The sequence below is a fragment of the Streptomyces sp. YS415 genome, assembly GCF_023544665.1.
Taxonomy (GTDB): domain Bacteria; phylum Actinomycetota; class Actinomycetes; order Streptomycetales; family Streptomycetaceae; genus Streptomyces.
Window position 1 is genome coordinate 75,671 of the sequence record NZ_JAMJFL010000018.1, and the last position, 20,486, is coordinate 96,156.

21 protein-coding genes are annotated in these 20,486 nt (G+C 72.0%); 16 read left to right on the forward strand and 5 right to left on the reverse strand.

Annotated elements, in window-relative coordinates:
- The first annotated feature begins 128 nt into the window (after positions 1 to 128).
- The 9 genes from M8H82_RS22860 to M8H82_RS22900 all read left to right on the forward strand — a co-directional run bounded on the left by M8H82_RS22860 (position 129) and on the right by M8H82_RS22900 (position 7,346).
- Complete coding sequence (locus tag M8H82_RS22860; RefSeq protein ID WP_250076766.1) at positions 129 to 722, forward strand: riboflavin synthase; 594 nt, start codon at positions 129 to 131, stop codon at positions 720 to 722.
- A complete protein-coding gene (locus M8H82_RS22865; RefSeq protein ID WP_250076772.1) occupies positions 719 to 1,360 on the forward strand; it encodes a nicotinamide mononucleotide transporter family protein in 642 nt (213 codons plus the stop codon). The genes M8H82_RS22860 and M8H82_RS22865 overlap by 4 nt, the downstream gene beginning before the upstream one ends.
- A complete protein-coding gene (locus M8H82_RS22870; RefSeq protein ID WP_250076778.1) occupies positions 1,357 to 2,646 on the forward strand; it encodes a bifunctional 3,4-dihydroxy-2-butanone-4-phosphate synthase/GTP cyclohydrolase II in 1,290 nt (429 codons plus the stop codon). The genes M8H82_RS22865 and M8H82_RS22870 overlap by 4 nt, the downstream gene beginning before the upstream one ends.
- A 23-nt stretch (positions 2,647 to 2,669) precedes the next feature.
- The gene (gene ribH, locus M8H82_RS22875; RefSeq protein ID WP_250076779.1) at positions 2,670 to 3,155 is read left to right on the forward strand and encodes a 6,7-dimethyl-8-ribityllumazine synthase; all 486 of its coding nucleotides are present in this window, start codon (positions 2,670 to 2,672) and stop codon (positions 3,153 to 3,155) included.
- A gap of 34 nt (positions 3,156 to 3,189) precedes the next feature.
- Positions 3,190 to 3,462: a phosphoribosyl-ATP diphosphatase gene (locus M8H82_RS22880; protein ID WP_250076780.1), complete on the forward strand. Its 273-nt coding sequence runs from the start codon at positions 3,190 to 3,192 to the stop codon at positions 3,460 to 3,462.
- 48 nt (positions 3,463 to 3,510) lie between these two features.
- Positions 3,511 to 4,359 carry an ATP phosphoribosyltransferase gene (hisG, locus tag M8H82_RS22885; protein WP_250076781.1) on the forward strand — a complete coding sequence of 283 codons (849 nt, stop codon included), beginning with the start codon at positions 3,511 to 3,513 and terminating at the stop codon, positions 4,357 to 4,359.
- An 11-nt stretch (positions 4,360 to 4,370) separates the two neighbouring features.
- On the forward strand, positions 4,371 to 4,814 hold the full coding sequence (locus tag M8H82_RS22890) for a PH domain-containing protein (protein ID WP_250076782.1): 444 nt from the start codon (positions 4,371 to 4,373) through the stop codon (positions 4,812 to 4,814).
- A gap of 154 nt (positions 4,815 to 4,968) precedes the next feature.
- Entirely contained in the window at positions 4,969 to 6,294 is a 1,326-nt protein-coding gene (locus M8H82_RS22895) for a hemolysin family protein (RefSeq protein WP_250076784.1), read from the forward strand.
- Positions 6,291 to 7,346, forward strand: a complete 1,056-nt coding sequence (locus tag M8H82_RS22900; protein ID WP_250076786.1) for a hemolysin family protein — start codon at positions 6,291 to 6,293, stop codon at positions 7,344 to 7,346. The genes M8H82_RS22895 and M8H82_RS22900 overlap by 4 nt, the downstream gene beginning before the upstream one ends.
- 27 nt (positions 7,347 to 7,373) lie before the next feature.
- Here the strand turns inward: M8H82_RS22900 and M8H82_RS22905 are convergent, their stop codons facing one another.
- Entirely contained in the window at positions 7,374 to 9,236 is a 1,863-nt protein-coding gene (locus tag M8H82_RS22905; protein ID WP_250076789.1) for an AAA family ATPase, read from the reverse strand.
- 433 nt (positions 9,237 to 9,669) lie between these two features.
- Positions 9,670 to 10,320 (reverse strand): hypothetical protein, encoded by a 651-nt coding sequence (locus M8H82_RS22910; protein ID WP_250076791.1) that lies wholly within the window; start codon positions 10,318 to 10,320, stop codon positions 9,670 to 9,672.
- Positions 10,321 to 10,484: 164 nt separating this feature from the next.
- Between M8H82_RS22910 and M8H82_RS22915 the strand changes: the two genes are divergently transcribed.
- The 3 genes from M8H82_RS22915 (at position 10,485) to M8H82_RS22925 (ending at position 12,820) form a co-directional block, all read left to right on the forward strand.
- Positions 10,485 to 11,849, forward strand: a complete 1,365-nt coding sequence (locus M8H82_RS22915; RefSeq protein WP_250076793.1) for a peptidase C39 family protein — start codon at positions 10,485 to 10,487, stop codon at positions 11,847 to 11,849.
- Positions 11,850 to 11,943: 94 nt separating this feature from the next.
- On the forward strand, positions 11,944 to 12,084 hold the full coding sequence (locus M8H82_RS22920; protein ID WP_250076794.1) for an SCO1431 family membrane protein: 141 nt from the start codon (positions 11,944 to 11,946) through the stop codon (positions 12,082 to 12,084).
- 76 nt (positions 12,085 to 12,160) lie between these two features.
- Positions 12,161 to 12,820, forward strand: a complete 660-nt coding sequence (locus M8H82_RS22925; RefSeq protein ID WP_250076796.1) for a TetR/AcrR family transcriptional regulator — start codon at positions 12,161 to 12,163, stop codon at positions 12,818 to 12,820.
- Between the two features lie 51 nt (positions 12,821 to 12,871).
- Here M8H82_RS22925 and M8H82_RS22930 read toward each other — a convergent pair whose 3' ends face one another.
- The gene (locus M8H82_RS22930; RefSeq protein ID WP_250076798.1) at positions 12,872 to 14,119 is read right to left on the reverse strand and encodes a glycoside hydrolase family 18 protein; all 1,248 of its coding nucleotides are present in this window, start codon (positions 14,117 to 14,119) and stop codon (positions 12,872 to 12,874) included.
- Positions 14,120 to 14,440: 321 nt separating this feature from the next.
- Here M8H82_RS22930 and M8H82_RS22935 point away from each other — a divergent pair, with 321 nt between their 5' ends.
- Entirely contained in the window at positions 14,441 to 15,613 is a 1,173-nt protein-coding gene (locus M8H82_RS22935; RefSeq protein ID WP_250076799.1) for an acyl-CoA dehydrogenase, read from the forward strand.
- Here M8H82_RS22935 and M8H82_RS22940 read toward each other — a convergent pair.
- Both M8H82_RS22940 and M8H82_RS22945 read right to left on the reverse strand, forming a co-directional pair.
- A complete protein-coding gene (locus M8H82_RS22940) occupies positions 15,576 to 15,824 on the reverse strand; it encodes a hypothetical protein (RefSeq protein WP_250076800.1) in 249 nt (82 codons plus the stop codon). The genes M8H82_RS22935 and M8H82_RS22940 overlap by 38 nt on opposite strands.
- A 492-nt stretch (positions 15,825 to 16,316) precedes the next feature.
- A complete protein-coding gene (locus M8H82_RS22945; RefSeq protein WP_250076801.1) occupies positions 16,317 to 16,757 on the reverse strand; it encodes a hypothetical protein in 441 nt (146 codons plus the stop codon).
- A 264-nt stretch (positions 16,758 to 17,021) separates the two neighbouring features.
- Here M8H82_RS22945 and M8H82_RS22950 point away from each other — a divergent pair, with 264 nt between their 5' ends.
- The 3 genes from M8H82_RS22950 (at position 17,022) to M8H82_RS22960 (ending at position 20,463) form a co-directional block, all read left to right on the forward strand.
- Positions 17,022 to 17,462 (forward strand): Lrp/AsnC family transcriptional regulator, encoded by a 441-nt coding sequence (locus tag M8H82_RS22950; protein ID WP_125508282.1) that lies wholly within the window; start codon positions 17,022 to 17,024, stop codon positions 17,460 to 17,462.
- A 48-nt stretch (positions 17,463 to 17,510) separates the two neighbouring features.
- Entirely contained in the window at positions 17,511 to 19,109 is a 1,599-nt protein-coding gene (locus tag M8H82_RS22955; protein ID WP_250076802.1) for an amidohydrolase, read from the forward strand.
- A 547-nt stretch (positions 19,110 to 19,656) separates the two neighbouring features.
- A complete protein-coding gene (locus tag M8H82_RS22960) occupies positions 19,657 to 20,463 on the forward strand; it encodes a polyprenol monophosphomannose synthase (RefSeq protein ID WP_250076803.1) in 807 nt (268 codons plus the stop codon).
- The last annotated feature ends 23 nt before the right edge of the window (positions 20,464 to 20,486 follow it).

The following is a 20,486-nucleotide window of genomic DNA, read 5'->3' on the forward strand; positions in this document are numbered from 1 at the left end:
GCCGATCTGAGCTCGTCCCCTGCGGACGGGTCTTTCCGGCGTCGCCCCCGGTGTCGTCGTCCGCGGTCTCTGTCGTTCCGCGACAGCCCCCGGAGTCCGTGCCCCGATGTGGCAGGAGGACCCGGGACGTGTTCACCGGAATCGTCGAAGAGCTGGGCGAGATCACCGCCGTCGAGAACCTCGGCGACGCCTGTCGCTTCCGTCTGCGCGGCCCCGTCGTCACCGAGGGCGCCAAGCACGGTGACTCCATCGCGGTCAACGGCGTCTGCCTCACGGTCGTGGAGCACGAGGGCGACGAGTTCACCGCCGACGTGATGGCCGAGACCCTGAACCGCTCCAGCCTGGGCGCCCTCGACGTCGGTTCCCGCGTCAACCTGGAGCGCCCCACCGCGGTCGGCGCACGCCTCGGCGGGCACATCGTGCAGGGCCATGTCGACGGCACCGGCGAGGTACTGGAGCGCAAGCCCTCCGAGAACTGGGAGATCATCAAGATCTCGCTCCCCGGCGACCTCGCCCGGTACGTCGTGGAGAAGGGCTCGATCACCGTCGACGGCATCAGCCTCACCGTCGTCGACGCGGGCCCCGACTACTTCACCGTCAGCCTCATCCCCACCACCCTCGCGCTGACCACGCTCGGCCTCAAGCAGCCCGGCGACCCGGTCAACCTCGAGGTCGACATCGTCGCCAAGTACGTCGAGAGCCTCCTCGGAGGGGCCAAGTGAACTGGCTGAACTCCGAGGCCTTCGTCCTGTTCGGCCAGCACATCATCTGGTCGGACATGGTCGGCAACATCCTGGGCCTGATCGCCCTCGCCCTCGGCTTCCGGCGCTCCCTGTGGACCTGGCCGGTCCAGTTCCTCTCCGGCCTCGTCCTCTTCGGCGCCTTCTACGGCCATCTGACCGGCAGCGCCGGCAAGCAGGTCGTCGTCATGGCCGTCGCCCTGTACGGCTGGTGGCAGTGGCAGCGCGGCACCGCCCGGGCCGCGGACGGCAAGGTCGCCGTCCGGTTCGCCACCTGGACCGAGCGCGCCCTGATGGCCGCCGCGGCCGCCGCCGGCACCGTCGCAGTGGCCCTGCTCTTCAAGGCGTACCCGAGCCTGTCCTGGGATCCTTGGCCGGACGCCTACATCTTCGTCGGCACCGTCGTCGCGATGTACGCCCAGGCCCGCGGCATGGTCGAGTTCTGGTTCGCCTGGCTCCTCGTCGACCTCGTCGGCGTCCCGCTGAACTTCGCGAACGGCTACGCCTTCTCCGGCTTCGTCTACGTCATCTACGGCGCGCTCGTCCTGTGGGGCATGCGCGACTGGTGGCTGCGCTCCCGCAGGGACTCGCGGCCCGTCCTGGAAGGAGCGCCCGCATGAGCAGGGTCCCTGTGCTGTACAGCAGCGACAACATCGAGGACTGGTCGCTCGACCCGATCGAGCAGGCCATCGCCGACATCGCGGCCGGCCGCCCGGTCGTGGTCGTCGACGACGAGGACCGGGAGAACGAGGGCGACCTCGTCATCGCCGCCGAGAAGGCGACCCCCGAGATCGTCGCGTTCATGATGAGCGAGTGCCGCGGCCTGATCTGCGCCCCCATGGAGGGCGAGGAGCTGGACCGGCTGCGCATCCCCCAGATGGTCGAGAACAACACCGAGTCCATGAAGACCGCGTTCACCGTCAGCGTGGACGCCTCGGGCGCCCACGGGGTGACCACCGGCATCTCGGCCTCGGACCGCGCGACCACGCTCCAGCTGCTGGCGAGCGGTGCCGCCGGCGCCGACGACTTCGTCCGGCCCGGCCACATCTTCCCGCTGCGCGCCAAGCCCGGTGGCGTCCTGGCCCGCAACGGCCACACCGAGGCCGCCGTCGACCTCGCCCGCCTCGCGGGCCTGCGCCCGGCCGGCGCCATCGTCGAGATCGCCGGCGAGGACGGCCGGATGCTCCGCCTGCCCGAGCTGATCCCCTTCGCCCGCAAGCACGGCCTGACGATCATCTCCATCGAGGACCTGATCGCCTACCGCCGCTCCGCCGAGCCCACCGTCCGCCGCGAGGCCGAGGTCCACCTGCCGACCTCGCACGGCACCTTCACCGCGTACGGCTACCGCTCCACCGTCGACGGCGTCGAGCACGTCGCCCTGGTGCACGGCGCGATCGGCGACGGCGAGGACGTCGTGGTCCGCGTCCACTCCGAGTGCCTCACCGGCGATGTCTTCGGCTCCCTGCGCTGCGACTGCGGCCCCCAGCTGGACGCGGCCATGGACCGCATCCAGAGCGAGGGCCGGGGCGTCGTGGTCTACCTGCGCGGCCACGAGGGACGCGGCATCGGACTGCTGTCCAAGCTGCGCGCCTACGAGCTCCAGGAGCGCGGCCGCGACACCCTGGACGCCAACCTGGAGCTGGGGCTGCCCGCCGACGCGCGGGACTACGCGGCCGGCGCCCAGATCCTGGCCGACCTCGGGGTGACGAGCGTCCGCCTGATGACCAACAACCCCGACAAGACCGACGCGCTCGTCCGGCACGGCATCAAGGTCACCGACCGGGAGCCGATGCCCGTCACCGCGGGCGAGCACAACCTCCGGTACCTGCGCACCAAGCGGGACCGGATGGGACACGACCTGCCCTGGCTGGAGGCGGCCCCCGTCTCCGCGTGCGGCAACCAGTAAGCGCAAGGCAACCGAGGAGAGACGTGAGCGGCAAGGGTGCACCGGAACTGTCCGTACAGAACGTGGGCGATCTGCGGGTCGCCGTCGTCGCGGCGCAGTGGCACGAAAAGGTGATGGACGGCCTGGTAGACGGCGCCCTGCGCGCCCTGCACGACCTCGGCATCGACGAGCCGACCCTGCTCAGGGTCCCCGGCAGCTGGGAGCTCCCGGTCGTCGCCAAGGTCCTCGCGGGCCGCGGCTACGACGCCGTCGTCGCGCTCGGCGTCGTCATCCGGGGCGGCACCCCGCACTTCGAGTACGTCTGCCAGGGCGTCACCCAGGGCCTCACCCAGGTCTCCGTGGAGACCGGCGTCCCCATCGGCTTCGGCGTCCTCACCTGCGACACCGAGGAGCAGGCCCTGGACCGGGCCGGACTGACCGGCTCCAACGAGGACAAGGGCCACGAGGCGGTGACCGCGGCGGTCGCCACCGCGGCCACGCTGCGTTCAGTATCCGAACCCTGGCGCTGACGAAGCGGGTACGTGGCATAGGCTGAGCGTCACCATGTCCAAGAAGACGTTCGAGGAGCTCTTCACCGAGCTCCAGCACAAGGCAGCCACCGGCGACCCCGCCACGTCCCGCACCGCGGAACTGGTCGAGAAGGGTGTCCACGCCATCGGCAAGAAGGTCGTCGAAGAGGCCGCCGAGGTGTGGATGGCCGCCGAGTACGAGGGCAAGGACGCCGCCGCCGAGGAGATCTCGCAGCTGCTGTACCACGTCCAGGTGATGATGGTCGCGCGCGGGATCTCCCTCGACGACGTCTACGCCCACCTCTGAGCCGCTGCCCCACCCACCCGCACATCTCACGCAAAGGAAGCCGACCTCATGCTGCGCATCGCCGTCCCCAACAAGGGTTCCCTGTCAGGCCCTGCGGCGGAGATGCTGCATGAGGCCGGCTACCAGCAGCGCCGCGAGTCCAAGGAACTGCGCATCGTCGACCCGGAGAACGAGGTCGAGTTCTTCTACCTCCGCCCCCGCGACATCGCGATCTACGTCTCCTCGGGCCGCCTCGACATCGGCATCACCGGCCGTGACCTGCTGATCGACTCCGCCGCCGACGCCGAGGTGATCCTCCCGCTCGGCTTCGCCCGCTCCACCTTCCGCTTCGCCGCCAAGCCCGGCACCGCGCAGGGCGTGCAGGACCTGAAGGGCCGGACGGTCGCCACCTCCTACGAGGGCATCGTCGAGGCGTACCTCGCCGACCAGGGCGTCGACGCCTCCGTCGTCCACCTGGACGGCGCCGTCGAGACGGCCATCGAGCTCGGGGTCGCCGAGGTCATCGCCGACGTCGTCGAGACCGGCACCTCGCTGCGCAACGCGGGCCTGGAGGTCTTCGGCGAACCGATCATGAAGTCCGAGGCCGTCGTGATCCGCCGTACCGGCGCCGACGCCGAGGACCCCAAGGTGCAGCAGTTCCTGCGCCGCCTCCAGGGCGTCCTGGTGGCCCGGACGTACGTGATGATGGACTACGACTGCCGCGTCGAGCAGCTGGAGAAGGCCGTCGCCCTCACGCCCGGCCTGGAGTCCCCGACCGTCTCCCCGCTGCACAACGAGGGCTGGGTCGCCGTCCGGGCGATGGTCCCCGCCAAGGAGGCCCAGCGGATCATGGACGACCTGTACGACATCGGCGCGCGGGCCATCCTCACCACGGCCATCCACGCCTGCCGCCTCTGAGAGCACACCAGATGTCCGACCTTCCCGCCCTCCCCGTCACCTTCCGGCCCGGCCGCACCCGTGCGGTCCTGCTCACCGCCGGTGCCGCGATCTTCGTCGTGATCACCACGGTGGCCCTGCTGCTGGAGAAGCTCGGCCCGGGTGAGCGCCTCAGCTTCGTCTTCACCGGGGCGCTCATGTTCGGCGTCCTGGCCCTGCTCGCCCGGGTCCGGGTCGTCGCCGACGACGCCGGCGTCACCGTGGTGAACATCGCCGGCAGGCGCCGGCTGGAGTGGGCCGAGATCATCCAGGTGAACCTCCGGCCCGGCGACCCCTGGGTGTTCCTCGACCTCAGCGACGGCACCAGCCTGCCCGCCCTGGGCATCCAGCCCGGCATCGCCAAGCAGCAGGCCATCGCCGACGCCCGCGCGCTGCGGGCGCTCGTGGAGGCCCGCGGCACGAGGGATCTGCCCTAGAGAGCCCGGTCGTGATTAATCTGTTGGCGGAGGCGTTCTCGTGACGCCTCCGCCGCTGATGTTCCCTGCTACCCGAGGAGTGACTCCCTCCAGCGATGGACGGATCGTCCTGTAGTACCTGCGCCGCCCCCTCCCGAGTTACCGAGGCGGCGGCATGACCACCCCCCTGCTCTTGCTCACCGCGGCATTCCTGCTGATCCTCGCCAACGGCTTCTTCGTGGCCGCCGAGTTCGGCCTGGTCACGGTCGAGCGCCCGGAGGCCGAGAAGGCCGCCGCCGAGGGCGACCGCCGCGCCCGTACCGTCGTCGAGTCGCTGAAGGAACTCTCCTTCCAGCTCTCCGGCACCCAACTGGGCATTACCATCACCTCCCTGGTGGTCGGCATGCTCGCCGAACCGGCGCTCGCGGAGCTGCTGAACGGCCCGGTCACCGCCATCGGCATCCCCGACGGCGCCGTCTCCGGGGTCGCCGTGATCGTCGGCATGCTGCTGGCCTCGGCCGTGCAGATGGTGATCGGCGAACTTGTGCCGAAGAACTGGGCGGTCTCCCGGCCCTTGCAGGTCGCCCGGTTCGTCGCGGGTCCGCAGCACCTGTTCGCGCGGGTCTTCCGGCCGGTGATCGCCGCTTTGAACTCCGTCGCCAACCGGCTCGTCCGCGCGCTCGGCATCGAGCCCACCGAGGAGCTGGCCTCCGCCCGCACCCCCGGCGAACTCGTCTCCCTGGCCCGCCACTCCGCGCAGGCCGGCACCCTGGAGCAGGACACGGCCGACCTCTTCGTACGGACCCTCTCGCTCGGCGGGCTCACCGCGCAGCATGTGATGACCCCCCGGGTGCGGGTCAGCGCGCTGCAGTCGTCGGCGACCGCCGAGGACGTGGTCAACCTGACCCGTGCCACCGGCCTGTCCCGCTTCCCCGTCTACCGGGAGCGGATCGACGAGGTCGTCGGCATGGTCCACCTCAAGGACGCCCTCGCGGTCCCCGCCGCCGACCGGCTGCGCACCCCGGTCGGCCGGATCGCCCGGCCCGCCCTGCTGGTCCCCGAGACCCTGCCGGTCCGGCCGCTGCTCGCCCGGCTGCGCAGCGAACAGCCCATTGCCGTCGTCGTCGACGAGTACGGCGGCACGGCCGGGGTCGTCACCCTGGAGGACATCGTCGAGGAACTCGTCGGCGAGGTCCGCGACGAGCACGACGGCCAGGACGTCCCCGAACTCGCCGCCGCCCCGGCCGAGGACGGCAGGCCGGCCTGGGACGCCGACGGCAGCTGCCGCGTCGACGTCCTGCGGCGGATCGGACTCGACGTGCCCGAGGGCCCGTACGAGACCGTCGCCGGTCTGGTCGCCGACCTGCTCGGCCGCATCCCGGTCCCCGGTGACAAGGCCGAACTGCCCGGCTGGCGGCTCTCGGTGCGCCAGGTCGGTCACTACCGCGCCGAGCGGGTCCGCCTCGTGCGCACCGCCCCCGTGGTGGAGGCCGTCCGATGAGCGTGCTCCAACTCCTCTTCGCCGCCCTGCTCGTGCTCGCCAACGGCTTCTTCGTCGGCGCCGAGTTCGCCCTGGTCTCCGTCCGCCGCAGCCAGATCGAACCGCTCGGCACGGCCCGGGCCCGCCAGGTGCTGTACGGCCTGGAGCATCTGCCGCAGATGATGGCGGCGGCCCAGTTCGGCATCACGGTCTGCTCGCTGACCCTCGGCGCGGTCGCCGAACCGACGGTCGCGCACATCCTGGAACCGCTCTTCGCGTGGGTCCGTCTCCCGCACGCGATGATCCACCCGCTGGGGTACGTCATCGCCCTGGCGACGGTCGTCTTCTTCCACCTCGTCGTCGGGGAGATGCTCCCGAAGAACCTCGCGATGGCCGCCCCCGAGAAGGCCGCGCTCTGGCTCAGCCCGGGCCTGGTCGCCTTCGCCCGCCTCTGCCGGCCTCTCACCGCCGCCCTCGGCGCCTGCGCCCGGGGCATCCTGCGGCTGTTCCGGGTCGAGCCCAAGGACGAGGTCGAGGCCGTCTTCACCAGCGAGCAGCTCAACCGGCTGGTGGAGGACGCGGGACAGGCGGGCCTGCTCGACCCGGAGGAGCAGGAGCGCCTGGAGGACGCCCTGGAGCTGGGCTCCCGCACGGTGGCGGACGTCCTCCTGAGCCGCGAGTCCCTGATCACGGTCCCGCCCTCGGTCACCCCGGGCCGGATCGTCGGCCTGACCGCCCGCACCGGCTACTCCCGCTTCCCGGTGGTGGCGCAGACGGGCGCCTTCATGGGCTACCTGCACGTGAAGGACGTACTGGATCTGGAGGACTCGGAGCGTGCGGTGCCCCAGCAGATCTGGCGCCCGATGACCACGCTGCGCCCCGAACTCCCCCTGGACGACGCCCTGACGGTCATGCGGCGGGCGGCCACCCACCTGGCGCAGGTCGCGGACGCGTCCGGCCGGGTGCTGGGCCTGGTCGCCCTGGAGGACGTCCTGGAGCTGCTGGTCGGCGAGGTGACGGACCCGGCGCACCGGGAGGTGCCGAAGCAGCCGGAACAGGTGCTGGCGTCGTAGCGGGGTGCGGGCGCGGGATCCGTCCCCTCACAGGGCCGGCGGATCCTGCGGCCCGCGCCCCGACAGCACCTCGCCGTAGGCCTGCATCAGATCCGGCAGCCGCAGGGTCGACAAGTCGTCCCGGGTCAGGGCTCCCGGGTAGGTGGACAGGCGCAGATCCCGGTACGCGCAGCTCTTCTCGTACAGCGTCCGCAGGAACCGGCCGTTGCCCAGCTCGTCGATCCACCCCTGGTCCACGACGTGCCCGGCGATGGAGCGCAGCTCGTCCAGGGCCTCCTCGTCCCACACGTCGCCGTTCTCACCGGCGAGCACCTCGCCGATGGAGGTGAGCTCCAGCGGCCGGTAGGAGGGGAAATCCACGCGGGTGGTGAAGCGGGAGGACAGACCGGGGTTGGCGGCCAGCAGGCGGTCCATGCCCTCGGGGTAGCCGGCCAGGATCACCACCAGGTGGTCCCGGTTGTCCTCCGCCCGCTTCAGCAGCACCTGGAGCGCCTCGTCGCCGTACGCGTCGCCCTTGCCGTATCCGGTGTTGGACAGCGCGTACGCCTCGTCGACGAAGAGCACCCCGCCCAGCGCGGAGTCGATCAGCTCGTTCGCCTTCACGGCCGTCTGTCCGAGGTACTCGCCCACGAGGTCGGCCCGCTGCGCCTCGACGAGGTGGTCACCGCCGAGCAGCCCGAGTGCGTAGAAGACCCGGCCGAGGATGCGCGCGACCGTGGTCTTGCCGGTGCCGGAGGGGCCGGAGAAGACGAAGTGCCGTTTCGGCGGCTGGACCGGCAGCCCCTGGCCCGCCCGCAGCCGGGCCATGTTCAACTGCGCGGAGAGCGCCTTGACCTGGCGCTTGACCGGCTCGAGGCCCACCATGCGCTCGAGTTCGGCGAGCGCCTCCTCGAGTAACCCGGGGTCCGTGGGCCCCGCGGGCAGCGGCTGCCCGGGCAGGCCGGCCCGCTCGCGCACCGCCGGGTCGGGCACCGGCGGCAGCGGGCCCGACGACGGCAGATCCGGCCCGGAGAACTTCAGGTCCCGCCCCTCGCCGAAGATCGGGTCGAGGGTGTCGGGGCCGTCGACGGAGTCCTGGCCGAACCCGGTCAGCGTGATCGGTGCGAGATCGCCGGCCTCGTCGTACCCGTCGCCCTCGGCGATGGCGGCGAGCCGGGCCGAGGTGTCCATGAAGGCGGGGTCGACCCGGTGCACCGCCCGGTACAGGGGGAGCGCGGCGGCCGACCGGCCGGTGCCCTCGTGCGCCCGCGCCAGCCAGTACCGCAGCTCCTTGCGCTGCGGCTGCTCGCTGCGGCAGCGCATCAGGGCCGCCGAGAGCAGCGGTTCGGCCTGGCCGTACATCTCCAGCCGGACCCGGGCCATGCCGCCGAAGAGCCCGGCCTCGATGCCGAGCATGGGGTCGTCGATCAGCGGGTCGGTGTGCCGGACGAGCTGCTCCCAGTCCTTGACCAGATAGGCCCGGCACGCGTGCAGGAAGCGGACCTGGGCGTCGGCGTCCACCGGCGGCAGCCCGGCGAGCGCCCGGTCCAGCTCCGGCACATGCCGGCCGTCCAGCCAGTGCGAGGCGTGCGCGAGCAGCAGATCGCGCGGGCTCTCCAGCACCGGCTGCACCCACCAGCCGAGCCAGTACCAGGAGTTGAGGGTGCGGCGGTGCCGGGCGCGCTGTTCCCCGAAGCGGTCGCGGTGCCGGAACATCCGCAGCAGCGCGGTCGTCGTGTCGACGCGCAGCGCATGCAGACCGAGCCAGCCGTCGGCCATGCCCGGATCCATCCGCACCGCGGTGCGGAACTCCTCCTCCGCCTGCGGATAAGCGCCCATGGTGTAGGCATCCACGCCTCGCAGCCAGGCGAGGTCGGCCGGGGCCTCCGGGCCCTGCGTGCCGAAGTCCATCACGTCCCCCACAAACCGTGCCCCCGTCGGTTGGCCACCGGGCCGTCGCCCGTCGGCCTTGAGAGTAGAACCGCCGTGCTGCGGACCGGAGTTGCAACGGTGCGCGGCGCTGTCGGCTCCAGGTCGCACCGAGGGCATCGTACCTGCGGGGGTGTGGCCCGCCCCAGGGTGCCGCACCGGCCGTTTGGCGAGGTGGGAGCAGACGGGGGGCGCATCGGCCGGTGACCGAGGGTGAGCGAATCACGGCCCGGCGCGTCCGGAAAAGGGGGTGAGGGCAGAACGAAGCCCCCGATCACGGGGGAACAACCGGGGGCTTCGCGTCTGGCGGGCGGTCCGCATCGACCGCGCATTGAGAACGTAAGACCTGTACGGCCCCTGGGTCAAGCGGAGTTGGGGCCCTGCGGCGAGTTCTCGCCGACCTCCCTTCACCACTTCACCACATTGCGGAGGGTCCCTCACGCAGAGTAATGATGTGGTCGGTTTCCAGGGTCCCGGCAGGCCCGGGACGCAGCTCGTACCCCTCGGCGCACTGCCGTACCAACCCGTCCGCGAAGGGCCGCGAGGGGTCCGCGGCGAAGTGTTTCTCCTCCGCCGCGACCCAGCCGTCCCAGAACTCCCGCTGCTCCTCCCCGTCCCGCGACCGGCCGCGCGCCCAGGACTCGGCCGGCGGCAGGTCCATCCACAGCAGAAAGGCCAGATATGGCCGTAGCGCGCGCCGCCCGGCGCCGACGCCCTCGACCAGGATCACCGGCGCGGGCGGCAGCGGCACGGGGTCCCGGAAGCGGCGGGCGTGCCAGTCGTAGGGGGCGTAATGCGCGGTTTCGCCGTGGGAGAGGGGTTCGATCACCTGGGTCTGCAGCCGGCCCGTCCAGTCGAAGAGCTCGTCGTGGCTGGCGATGTCGTCGAGCCGCAGCACCGGGGCCCCGTCCAGCGCTCGCGCCAGCCGCCCGGCGAACGTCGACTTGCCCGAGCCGGCGTGCCCGTCGACGCCGATCAGCCGGACGGGACCGCAGGACGCGGGGAGGCGGTGGAGCCGTGCGGCGAGGTGGTCGATGGCGGTTCCCGGGGTGAGTGAGGCGTGCACCGGAAGTCTAGTGAGGCGGCACCTCGGGCGGCGTCAGTGGTCAAGGCCAATGTTCCTGGCGCGGCATGCCCGAGAGTGCTGGCCAGAGGCGTCGGCTGCGGCCATAGTTGGCGCACACACGTGCACTGGACCTGCCCCGACAGACACCTGGGGGTCTTCCGCCCATGAGCAGATCCGAACAGCCGTCCCGCAGAACCGTCCTGACCGCCGCCGTCGCCGCCGCCGTGGCCGGTGGAGCAGGCGCGGTCCCGGCCGCGGCCGCTGCTGCCGACGCGGCCGGCCCCGCGCAGTCCGCGGCCGGCCAGATCGACAACCGCGCCTGGACGACGTACACCGACTGGCGCTCGGGCACCGGCAAGGGCACCCGTGTCGTCACGGGCGCCCGTCCCGGGGTGGCGATCGGCACCCCCGTCGGCCGCATCGACTACACCGACCCGCACACCGGCACCACCGCCGGCTGGGAGTACGCGACCTGGACCTCGCCCGTCCACCGGCTCGCGGTGCCCTCCACCGAGGCCATCGCCTCCTGGAACGCGCACACCCCGGCCGGCACCTGGCTCCAGGTCGAGCTGAAGGGCACCTACTCCGACGGCACCGACACCCCCTGGTACGTCATGGGCCGCTGGGCCGCCGGCGACCAGGACATCAGGCGGACCTCCGTCGACGACCAGACCGACGACAAGTCCACGATCTGGACCGACACCTTCGCGATCGACGACCCGGCGACGGGCCTGCGGCTGACCTCGTACCGGCTGCGGCTGACCCTCTACCGCAAGCCGGGCACGAAGCGGACCCCGACCGTGTGGCGGGTCGGCGTCATGGGCTCCGACGTCCCGGACCGCTTCACGGTCCCGGCCAGCACGCCGGGTCTCGCCCGGGAACTGGCCGTGCCGCGCTACTCGCAGGAGATCCACGTCGGCCAGTACCCCGAGTACGACAACGGCGGCGAGGCCTGGTGCAGCCCCACCTCCTCGCAGATGATCATCGAGTACTGGGGCGGCCGGCTCACCGAGGAGCAGCTGGCCTGGGTCGACCCGGCCTTCGCCGACCCGCAGGTGTGCCACGCGGCCCGGTTCACCTACGACCACCAGTACGCGGGCTGCGGCAACTGGCCCTTCAACGCGGCCTACGCGGCCACCTTCAAGGACCTTCAGGGCGTGGTCACCCGGCTCGGCTCGCTGACCGACCTGGAGACGCTGATCGCGGCCGGGATCCCGGCCATAACGTCCCAGTCGTTCCTGAAGGAGGAGCTGACGGGGGCGGGCTACGGCACCTCGGGCCATCTGATGACGGTGATCGGCTTCACCGCCGAGGGCGATGTGATCGCCAACGACCCGGCCTCGCCGAGCAACCCGGAGGTGCGGCGGGTGTACCGCAGGCGGGAGTTCGAGAACATCTGGCTGCGGACCAAGCGGTACAACGCCAGCGGCAAGGTCGCCTCGGGCACCGGAGGCGTCTGCTACCTGTACTTCCCGGCGCGCCTGTCCGAGCGGCAGTGCGCGGCGCTCGCGGCGGTGGGCGTGCGCTGAGAGTCCTGCGACGGCCCCCGTGCTCCGGCCGGGGGCCGTCCGCTGTGACCAAGCTCTCGGCCACAAAAGCCCCGCTCGGTGGCAAGGTGGACGGATGACCACGAATGCAGCCACGGTCGCCCGCGTCCGCACCGGCGGCCCCACGGAAGACGGCCCGAAGATCCTCGAACACGTCCTGGGATGGACCCTCGTCGTGGTCGTCGCGATGCTGGTGACCCAGCTCGGTCTGCTCTGACCCGATGTGATCTGACACATATTCGAACCTGGCATACTGCGGGAGTCCCGCCGCCGGCTTGAGACCAGGGTCGACTGTGAAGAGTGAGCAGCACGCTGCCGTGGTCCGCCCCCGGACGCGCGGCACCGAGCGATCGGTGGCCCGCCGCGCCGAACTCCTCGCCATCGGGCGGAGGTTGTTCGCCGACACCTCCTACGACGCCCTGTCGATGGACGACATCGCGCGGCAGGCGCAGGTGGCGAAAGGGCTGATCTACTACTACTTCCGGTCCAAGCGCGGCTATTACCTGGCGATCATCGAGGACTCCGTCGCCGACCTGGTCACCCACGCGGCGAGCGGCGTCGAACTGCCCCCGGAGGACCGGGTCCACCGCACGCTCGACAGCTATCTGCGCTATGCCGAGCACAACCAGGCCGCCTACCGCGCGATCGTCAGCGGCGGGGTCGGCTTCGACGCCGAGGTGCACGCCGTCCGGGACGGGGTGCGCGAGGCGATCGTCGCGACCATCGCCGAGGGCGCGTACGGCCGTACCGACATCTCCCCGCTCGCCCGGATGGGCCTGCTGGCCTGGGTGTGCAGCGTCGAGGGTGCCGCCCTGGACTGGACGGCCCGCCCCGGGCTCTCCCGGGACACCATGCGCGAGCTGCTGGTGAAGACCCTGGGCGGCGCCCTGCGCGCCATCGAGGAGCTGGACCCCGCCCACCCGGCTCCCCGGGCCGCCCGCCGCGAGGCATGACGAAGGGGCGGAGTCTCGTGGTCTCCGCCCCCAGGTCCCCCGCTGGAGGGGTCAGTTGATCGCCTTGATGAGCTCACCGTTCGCGGTGTCCCCGCTGAGCTCCCAGAAGAACGTGCCGGCCAGTCCCTGCTGGTTCTTGTACGCCATCTTGGTCGCGATGGTCGCCGGGGTGTCGTAACTCCACCAGTCGGAGCCGCACTTGGCGTACGCCGTGCCGCCCACGGTGCCGGTCGCCGGGCACTTGGTCCTCAGGACCTTGTAGTCCTCGATGCCCTGCTCGTAGGTGCCCGCCGCCGGGCCGGTCGCGGTGCCGCCGGGCGCCGACTGGGTCACTCCGGTCCAGCCGCGGCCGTAGAAGCCGATGCCGAGCAGGAGCTTGGAGGCCGGGATGCCGAGGCCCCGGAGCTTGGCGATGGTCGCCGAGCTGTGCATGCCGGCCTTCGGGATGCCCGCGTAGGAGGTCAGCGGGGAGTGCGGAGCCGTCGGGCCCGTGGCGTCCCAGGCGCCGAAGTAGTCGTAGGTCATGGGGTTGTACCAGTTGACGTACGGGGCCGCGCCCGCGTAGTCGGCCGCGTCGATCTTGCCGCCGGCGGTGGCGTCGGCGGTGATCGCCGCGGTCACCAGGTTGCCGGTGCCGAACTTCGCGCGCAGGGCCTGCATCAGGTTCTTGAAGGCCGCCCGGCCGCTGGTGTCGCAGGTGAGACCGCAGGCGTTCGGGTACTCCCAGTCGATGTCGATGCCGTCGAAGACATCCGCCCACTTGGAGTTCTCGACCAGGTTGTAGCAGGACTGGGCGAACGCGGCCGGGTTCTGGGCCGCCTGGCCGAAGCCGCCGGACCAGGTCCAGCCGCCGAAGGACCACAGCACCTTGATGTGGGGGTGCTTCCTCTTCAGCTCGCGCAGCTGGTTGAAGGTGCCCCGCAGCGGCTGGTCCCAGGTGTCGGCGACGCCGTCGACCGATTCGGCGGCGGTGTAGGTCCGCTCGGTGGCCGCGTAGGAGTCGCCGATCACGCACTTGCCGCCGGTGACGTTGCCGAAGGCGTAGTTGATGTGCGTGAGCTTGGCCGCCGAACCGGACGTCTCGATGTTCTTGACGTAGTACTTGCGGTCGTAGGTGCCCCATTCGGTGAAGTAGCCGATCACCTTGGAGCCTGCCGCCGCCTCGGCCGCGGGGGCGTTCGGCCGGTCGGGGGCCGAGGCGGTGGCCGAGCCCGCCCCGGCGAGCAGTCCGGCGCCGAGGACGGCCGCACAGGCGGCGGAGACCAGCGCCCGGAAACGGGTGCGGTGGGGAATCTGCATCGGGTGTCTCCTCGTGGGGGAGAGGGGGACGTGCGCCGATTGGCATGAACGCGGTAAGCGTCGTCCGCACAGTAGGAGGACTAGACCAGTTGGGTCAATGGTTCGGACCATTTCGCGCGGCTCGAGTTTTCTTGGAGTAAGCGGTCGTTAACTGGTGACTCGGTGCCTCCGATCGGGCATACTCACAGCGCACAGCCGCTGGTCAGCAGCTTCCGCGACCCGGGAGTGCGAGCCGCCGGCGCACCATGTGAGACCTGGCGGAGCCGCCCCACCCAAGGCGCACGTCCGCCGATGCGCCCGACAAGGGAGGAGAGCGTCGCCATGCCCGACCGCGCCCCGCAGCCGGTGGACCGGCAACTGCCCACGGACGAGGCCCGGGATCTGATCTCGCTCGTCCGCGACATCGCCCAGCGCGAGATCGCCCCGAAGGCGGCCGAGGAGGAGGACGCCGGACGCTTCCCGCGCGAGGTCTTCGCCCTGCTGTCCGAAGCGGGCCTGCTCGGACTTCCCTACGACGCCGAGTACGGCGGCGGCGACCAGCCCTACGAGGTCTACCTCCAGGTCCTCGAAGAGCTCGCGATGGCCCGGCTCACCGTCGGCCTCGGTGTCAGCGTGCACACCCTGTCCTGCTACGCCCTCGCCGCCTACGGCACCAAGGAGCAGCAGGTCGAGCACCTGCCCGCGATGCTCGGCGGCGGTCTGCTGGGCGCCTACTGCCTGTCCGAGCCCTCCTCCGGCTCCGACGCCGCCTCCCTGCGCACCAAGGCGGTGCGCGATGGCGATGGCTGGGTGATCACCGGGACCAAGGCCTGGATCACCCACGGTGGCATCGCCGACTTCTACACGGTCATGGCCCGCACCGGCGAGGAGGGCCCGCGTGGGATCACCGCCTTCCTGGTGCCCGGCGACGCCGAGGGGCTGAGCGGAGCCGCGCCCGAGAAGAAGATGGGCATGAAGGGCTCACCGACCGCGCAGGTCCACTTCGACGGAGTGCGGGTGCCGGACGAGCGGCGCATCGGCGAGGAGGGGCAGGGCTTCGCCATCGCCCTGTCCGCGCTGGACTCCGGGCGGCTCGGGATCGCGGCCTGCGCCATCGGCGTGGCCCAGGCGGCGCTGGACGAGGCGGTGGCCTACGCCTCGGGGCGGCGCCAGTTCGGGCGGCCGATCTCCGACTTCCAGGGCCTGCGCTTCATGCTGGCCGACATGGCGACCCAGATCGAGGCGGGCCGGGCGCTGTACCTGACGGCGGCGCGGCTCAGGGACGCGGGACGGCCGTTCGCCAAGCAGGCGGCCATGGCGAAGCTGCACTGCACCGACACCGCGATGCGGGTGACCACGGACGCCGTGCAGATCCTCGGCGGGTACGGCTACACGGCCGACTTCCCGGCCGAGCGCTACATGCGCGAGGCCAAGGTGCTCCAGATCGTCGAGGGCACCAACCAGATCCAGCGCATGGTCATCGCCCGTCACCTAGCGGGTCCCGAGGGGCGCTGAACTCACCCGGCCGCACCGTCGGCGCCGCCAGCCGGATCCACTCCGGGTCGTGGCGGCCCGGCAGCGTGCGGCCACGGTCCGCCCAGGTGCGCATCAGATCCCGGTAGATGGGCGGGTCCTGAGGCGGCGGCGGAGGAAGCGGAACCGATTCTGCCGGGGGCGGCACGAAGACGCGTCGCGGACGCCCGGTCGTCGAATAGGTGGGGGTCATACCAGGGCAACGCGGTGGTGACCGGGCAGGTCACCGATGCACGGAATCGGCTGTGCGTTCGCCGACACCCCTGCGGGCGCGTGGGCCTGCCGGCGCCGTTGCGGGCGTAGCGGGCTTGCCCGTATCTCTGCGGGCGCACGCACCCGCGGACGCCCCTGCGGGCTCAGCGGGCTTGCCGGTACCTCTGCGGGTGCACGGACCCGCAGGCGCTTCTGCGGCCACAGCGGTGATCGCCGATGCCCCTGCGGGCGCACGGACTTGCCGACGCCTCTGCGGGGACAGCGGACTTGCCGGCACCTCGGCGGGTGCACGGACCCGCCTAAGCTCCTGCGGGCGCACCGGACCCGCCTAAGCTCCTGCGGGCACACCCACTTGTCGGCACCTCTGCGGGTCCAGCGGACCCGCCGACGCCCCTGCGGGCGCACGGGACCCGCGCCACGGCAACCAGTTGGCGTGGCGCGGGACTCGGCGTGGGCCGGTACGGAGGGTCGCTCAGGCGGCGTGGCGGCGCATCACCGGCACGCGCATCGGGCGGGAGCCCGGGCCGCCGACGTGCGAGAACGGCTGCGTCCGCCAGTCGAGCCCCTGGGGGAGCGTCAACAGCAGGGCGGTGTCCTGCTCCTGGGGTTCGGCCGACTCGTCCGCGGGGCGGGCGTCGGTGGCGCGACGGCCGGTGCCGGCGCACACCGTCAGACCGAAGGGGTTCCACGGCGAGGCGCACAGCGCGTGCTCGGGCAGCACCTCCTCGTCCGCCAGCAGCGCGATGGGCTGCGCGCAGTCCGGGCAGATCACCCGGTACATCTCGAAGGTGTCGTACGCGTCGAACTCCTCGTCGGCGAAGTCGGCGTCGGGTTCGACACCCTCCGGCTCGGGCTCGACGACAAGCTGCGGGCGCTTGGGTGCGGTACGACCAGGGCGCTTAAGACTCTGCATGGGATTCTCCCCCTCGGGCTGGGCCGTTCAGGCGCTGCGGCCTCGACCACAGCAAGCACTTCCCGCCCCGTCCGGGAGGTAATCACGAGAACATCACGGAGCCGGTCCAGGGGCTGTGTCGTTCGTCACATGCCGTCCGCAGGTGCCCGGGACGGTTCGTGCCCCGCGCGGCACACCGGCTGCTCCCGGTCACATCACGAACCGGGCATGACTGCGGCCGCTCAGGTATCCGAGGAGGTCAGGGGCACTGTAGGTTCTAGCGCCATGGAGGAGCTGGACCGACAGATCGTGCAGCTGCTCGTCAAGGACGGGCGGATGAGCTACACAGACCTGGGCAAGGCCACGGGCCTGTCCACGTCGGCCGTGCACCAGCGGGTGCGACGGCTCGAACAGCGTGGCGTCATCCGTGGCTACGCCGCGGTCGTGGACCCCGAGGCCGTCGGGCTGCCCATGACGGCGTTCATCTCGGTGAAACCCTTCGACCCCAGCGCACCCGACGACATTGCGGAACGGCTGGCCGGGGTCCCCGAGATCGAGGCCTGTCACAGCGTCGCCGGCGACGAGAACTACATCCTCAAGGTGCGGGTGTCCACGCCCCACGAACTGGAGGAGCTGCTGGCGCGGGTGCGTTCGCTGGCGGGGGTGTCGACCCGGACGACGGTCGTGCTGTCGACTCCGTACGAGGCCCGGCCGCCGCGCATCTGACCCCACCTGCGTGCCGGGCGGCCGGGGCGAGGCGGGAGACTGTTCCCCATGAGTGAGCGCAGCCCCGAGCCCCAGACCGTCCTGCTCCGCCGAGGAGAGGTCCACAGCCCCGCCGACCCCTTCGCCACCGCGATGGTCGTCGAGCGCGGGCAGGTCGCCTGGGTCGGCTCCGAGGGGGCCGCCGACGCCTTCGCCGACGGGGTCGACGAGGTGATCGACCTGGACGGCGCGCTCGTCACCCCCGCCTTCACCGACGCCCATGTGCACACCACCGCCACGGGCCTCGCCCTGACCGGCCTCGACCTGTCCGGAGCCCCCACCCTGGAGGCGGCCCTGGATCTCGTACGGGCCTTCGCCGCCGCCCGCCCGGACGACCGCGTCCTGCTGGGCCACGGCTGGGACTCCGCCCGCTGGCCCGGCGGCCGACCGCCGACCCGGGCCGAACTCGACGCGGCCACCGGCGGGCGGCCCCTCTATCTGTCCCGGATCGACGTCCACTCGGCGGTCGTGACCACCGCCCTGCTCGACCTGGCCGCCCTGAGCCGCGTCGACGGCCCCCTCACCGCCGACGCCCACCACGCCGTACGCGCCGCCGCGCTCGGCGCGGTCACCCCGGCCCAGCGCGCCGAGGCCCAGCGCGCGGCCCTCGCCCACGCCGCCTCCCTCGGCATCGGCACCCTCCACGAGTGCGCGGGCCCGGAGATCTCCTCCGAGGACGACTTCACCGGGCTGCTCCGGCTCGCCGCCGAGGAGCCCGGACCCCGGGTCGTCGGCTACTGGGCCGAACAGGATGTCGCCAAGGCGCGGGAGCTCGGCGCGGCCGGCGCCGCGGGCGACCTCTTCGTCGACGGCGCCCTCGGCTCGCACACCGCCTGCCTGCACCAGCCCTACGCCGACGCCGGGCACACCGGCACTGCGTACCTGGACGCCGCCGCCGTCGCCGCCCATGTCACCGCCTGCACCGAGGCGGGGCTCCAGGCGGGCTTCCACGCGATCGGCGACGCCGCCGTGACGGCCGTCGTCGAAGGGGTGCGCGCCGCCGCCGAGAAGGTCGGCCTCGCTCGCGTCCGGGCCGCCCGGCACCGGATCGAGCACGCCGAGATGCTCACCCCCGAGACGATCGCCGCCTTCGCCGAGTTCGGCCTGACCGCCTCCGTGCAGCCCGCGTTCGACGCCCTGTGGGGCGGCGAGGACGGCATGTACAGCGCCCGTCTGGGCGCTGAACGAGCTCGCTCGCTGAACCCCTTCGCGGCCCTGCTGCGGGCCGGTGTCCCGCTCGCCTTCGGCTCCGACAGCCCGGTCACGCCGCTGGACCCGTGGGGCACGGTCCGCGCCGCCGCCTTCCACCGGACGCCCGAGCACCGCGTCTCGGTACGGGCCGCGTTCACCGCGCACACGCGGGGCGGCTGGCGGGCGACCGGACGGGACGACGCGGGTGTGCTGGTCCCCGGTGCGCCCGCCGACTACGCCGTCTGGCGCACCGGCGACCTGGTGGTCCAGGCGCCGGACGACCGGGTCGCCCGCTGGTCGACCGACCCCCGCTCCGGCACCCCCGGCCTGCCCGACCTCACCCCGGGCCGTGACCTGCCCGTCTGTCTGCGCACGGTGGTGGGCGGACGGACGGTGTTCGTACGGCCGGGCGAGTGATCTCCGGGGGTGGCGTGCCGCCGATCCGGTGCCGCAGCCTCGTCGCACGGCCCGCGCGTCCGCCCCGCTGACCAGGGCATTGAGGAACGACCCGCAGGTCGAACGGCTGTTGACAGCCGACGGCGGGGGGCCGGTAGGTTCGGCCGAGTCCACCACCGGACGCCCGACCAGGAATGCGTGAACGTTCCGGGAACTCGCCGCAACGCCGCTGGGTCAGGGACGGTGTCCCGCACCGGGGCACCGCCACTGGCAGCCAGGCTCAGCGCTCGCACCACGGCGAGTGAACGTTCCGGCCGGTCGGGGAGGTGTGACCCGGGTGGGGCCCGGGCGCTCAGTAGACAACGGCTTTCGGTCGACCCGCAGCCAGCGGGCCCCAGGTCGGCCCGAAGGGCGCCGGGCCCCCATCCGCAGCGCACGCACATGATCCGAAAAGCACATGCGTACCCCACTCTTGTGGAATGGACACCACCATACGAACGTGATGTCACGTAATCGCAGGCCGCGCCCACTATGGTGGACGTCTGCGGACGCACACGAAGGGGCAGTGGTGAACGACGGCGACGGGATCCGTGAGGCGGAGGTCTCGGGGAAGCGGTTCGGTCCGCTCGGCACCGCATTGGTGATCATTCCGACCTACAACGAGGCGGAGAACATCAAGGCGATCGTCGGCCGGGTGCGTTCGGCGGTGCCCGAGGCGCACATCCTCGTGGCCGACGACAACAGCCCCGACGGCACCGGCAAGCTCGCCGACGAACTGGCCGTCGGGGACGACCACGTCCATGTCCTGCACCGCAAGGGCAAGGAGGGCCTTGGCGCCGCCTATCTGGCGGGCTTCCGCTGGGGTCTGGACAACGGCTACGGCGTCCTGGTCGAGATGGACGCCGACGGTTCCCACCGGCCCGAGGAGCTGCCGCGGCTGCTGACCGCGCTGAAGGGCGCCGACCTGGTCCTGGGCTCGCGCTGGGTGCCCGGCGGCCGGGTCGTGAACTGGCCCAGGAGCCGTGAGTTCATCTCCCGCGGCGGCAGCCTGTACTCCCGGATGGCCCTTGATCTGCCGCTGCGCGACATCACCGGCGGCTACCGCGCCTTCCGCCGCGAGACCCTGGAGGGCCTCGGCCTCGACGACGTCGCCTCGCAGGGCTACTGCTTCCAGGTCGACCTCGCCCGCCGTGCGGTCAGGGCTGGCTACCACGTCGTCGAGGTGCCCATCACCTTCGTCGAACGCGAGCACGGCGACTCCAAGATGAGCCGCGACATCCTCGTGGAGGCCCTGTGGCGGGTCACCACCTGGGGCGCCCAGGAACGGGCGGGCAAGCTCCTGGGCCGGGCGAAGCCGCAACCGCCCAGGTCCTAGTCCTACGGCCGGGCAGGCCCCGT

Coding starts and splice junctions, on each gene's coding strand:
- M8H82_RS22870 (WP_250076778.1), top strand. CDS start 1,357: ATGAGCAGGGTCCCTGTGCTGTACAGCAGCGACAACATCGAGGACTGG.
- M8H82_RS22880 (WP_250076780.1), top strand. CDS start 3,190: ATGTCCAAGAAGACGTTCGAGGAGCTCTTCACCGAGCTCCAGCACAAG.
- hisG (WP_250076781.1), top strand. CDS start 3,511: ATGCTGCGCATCGCCGTCCCCAACAAGGGTTCCCTGTCAGGCCCTGCG.
- M8H82_RS22890 (WP_250076782.1), top strand. CDS start 4,371: ATGTCCGACCTTCCCGCCCTCCCCGTCACCTTCCGGCCCGGCCGCACC.
- M8H82_RS22895 (WP_250076784.1), top strand. CDS start 4,969: ATGACCACCCCCCTGCTCTTGCTCACCGCGGCATTCCTGCTGATCCTC.
- M8H82_RS22900 (WP_250076786.1), top strand. CDS start 6,291: ATGAGCGTGCTCCAACTCCTCTTCGCCGCCCTGCTCGTGCTCGCCAAC.
- M8H82_RS22905 (WP_250076789.1), bottom strand. CDS start 9,236: ATGGACTTCGGCACGCAGGGCCCGGAGGCCCCGGCCGACCTCGCCTGG.
- M8H82_RS22915 (WP_250076793.1), top strand. CDS start 10,485: ATGAGCAGATCCGAACAGCCGTCCCGCAGAACCGTCCTGACCGCCGCC.
- M8H82_RS22920 (WP_250076794.1), top strand. CDS start 11,944: ATGACCACGAATGCAGCCACGGTCGCCCGCGTCCGCACCGGCGGCCCC.
- M8H82_RS22930 (WP_250076798.1), bottom strand. CDS start 14,119: ATGCAGATTCCCCACCGCACCCGTTTCCGGGCGCTGGTCTCCGCCGCC.
- M8H82_RS22935 (WP_250076799.1), top strand. CDS start 14,441: ATGCCCGACCGCGCCCCGCAGCCGGTGGACCGGCAACTGCCCACGGAC.
- M8H82_RS22940 (WP_250076800.1), bottom strand. CDS start 15,824: ATGACCCCCACCTATTCGACGACCGGGCGTCCGCGACGCGTCTTCGTG.
- M8H82_RS22945 (WP_250076801.1), bottom strand. CDS start 16,757: ATGCAGAGTCTTAAGCGCCCTGGTCGTACCGCACCCAAGCGCCCGCAG.
- M8H82_RS22950 (WP_125508282.1), top strand. CDS start 17,022: ATGGAGGAGCTGGACCGACAGATCGTGCAGCTGCTCGTCAAGGACGGG.
- M8H82_RS22955 (WP_250076802.1), top strand. CDS start 17,511: ATGAGTGAGCGCAGCCCCGAGCCCCAGACCGTCCTGCTCCGCCGAGGA.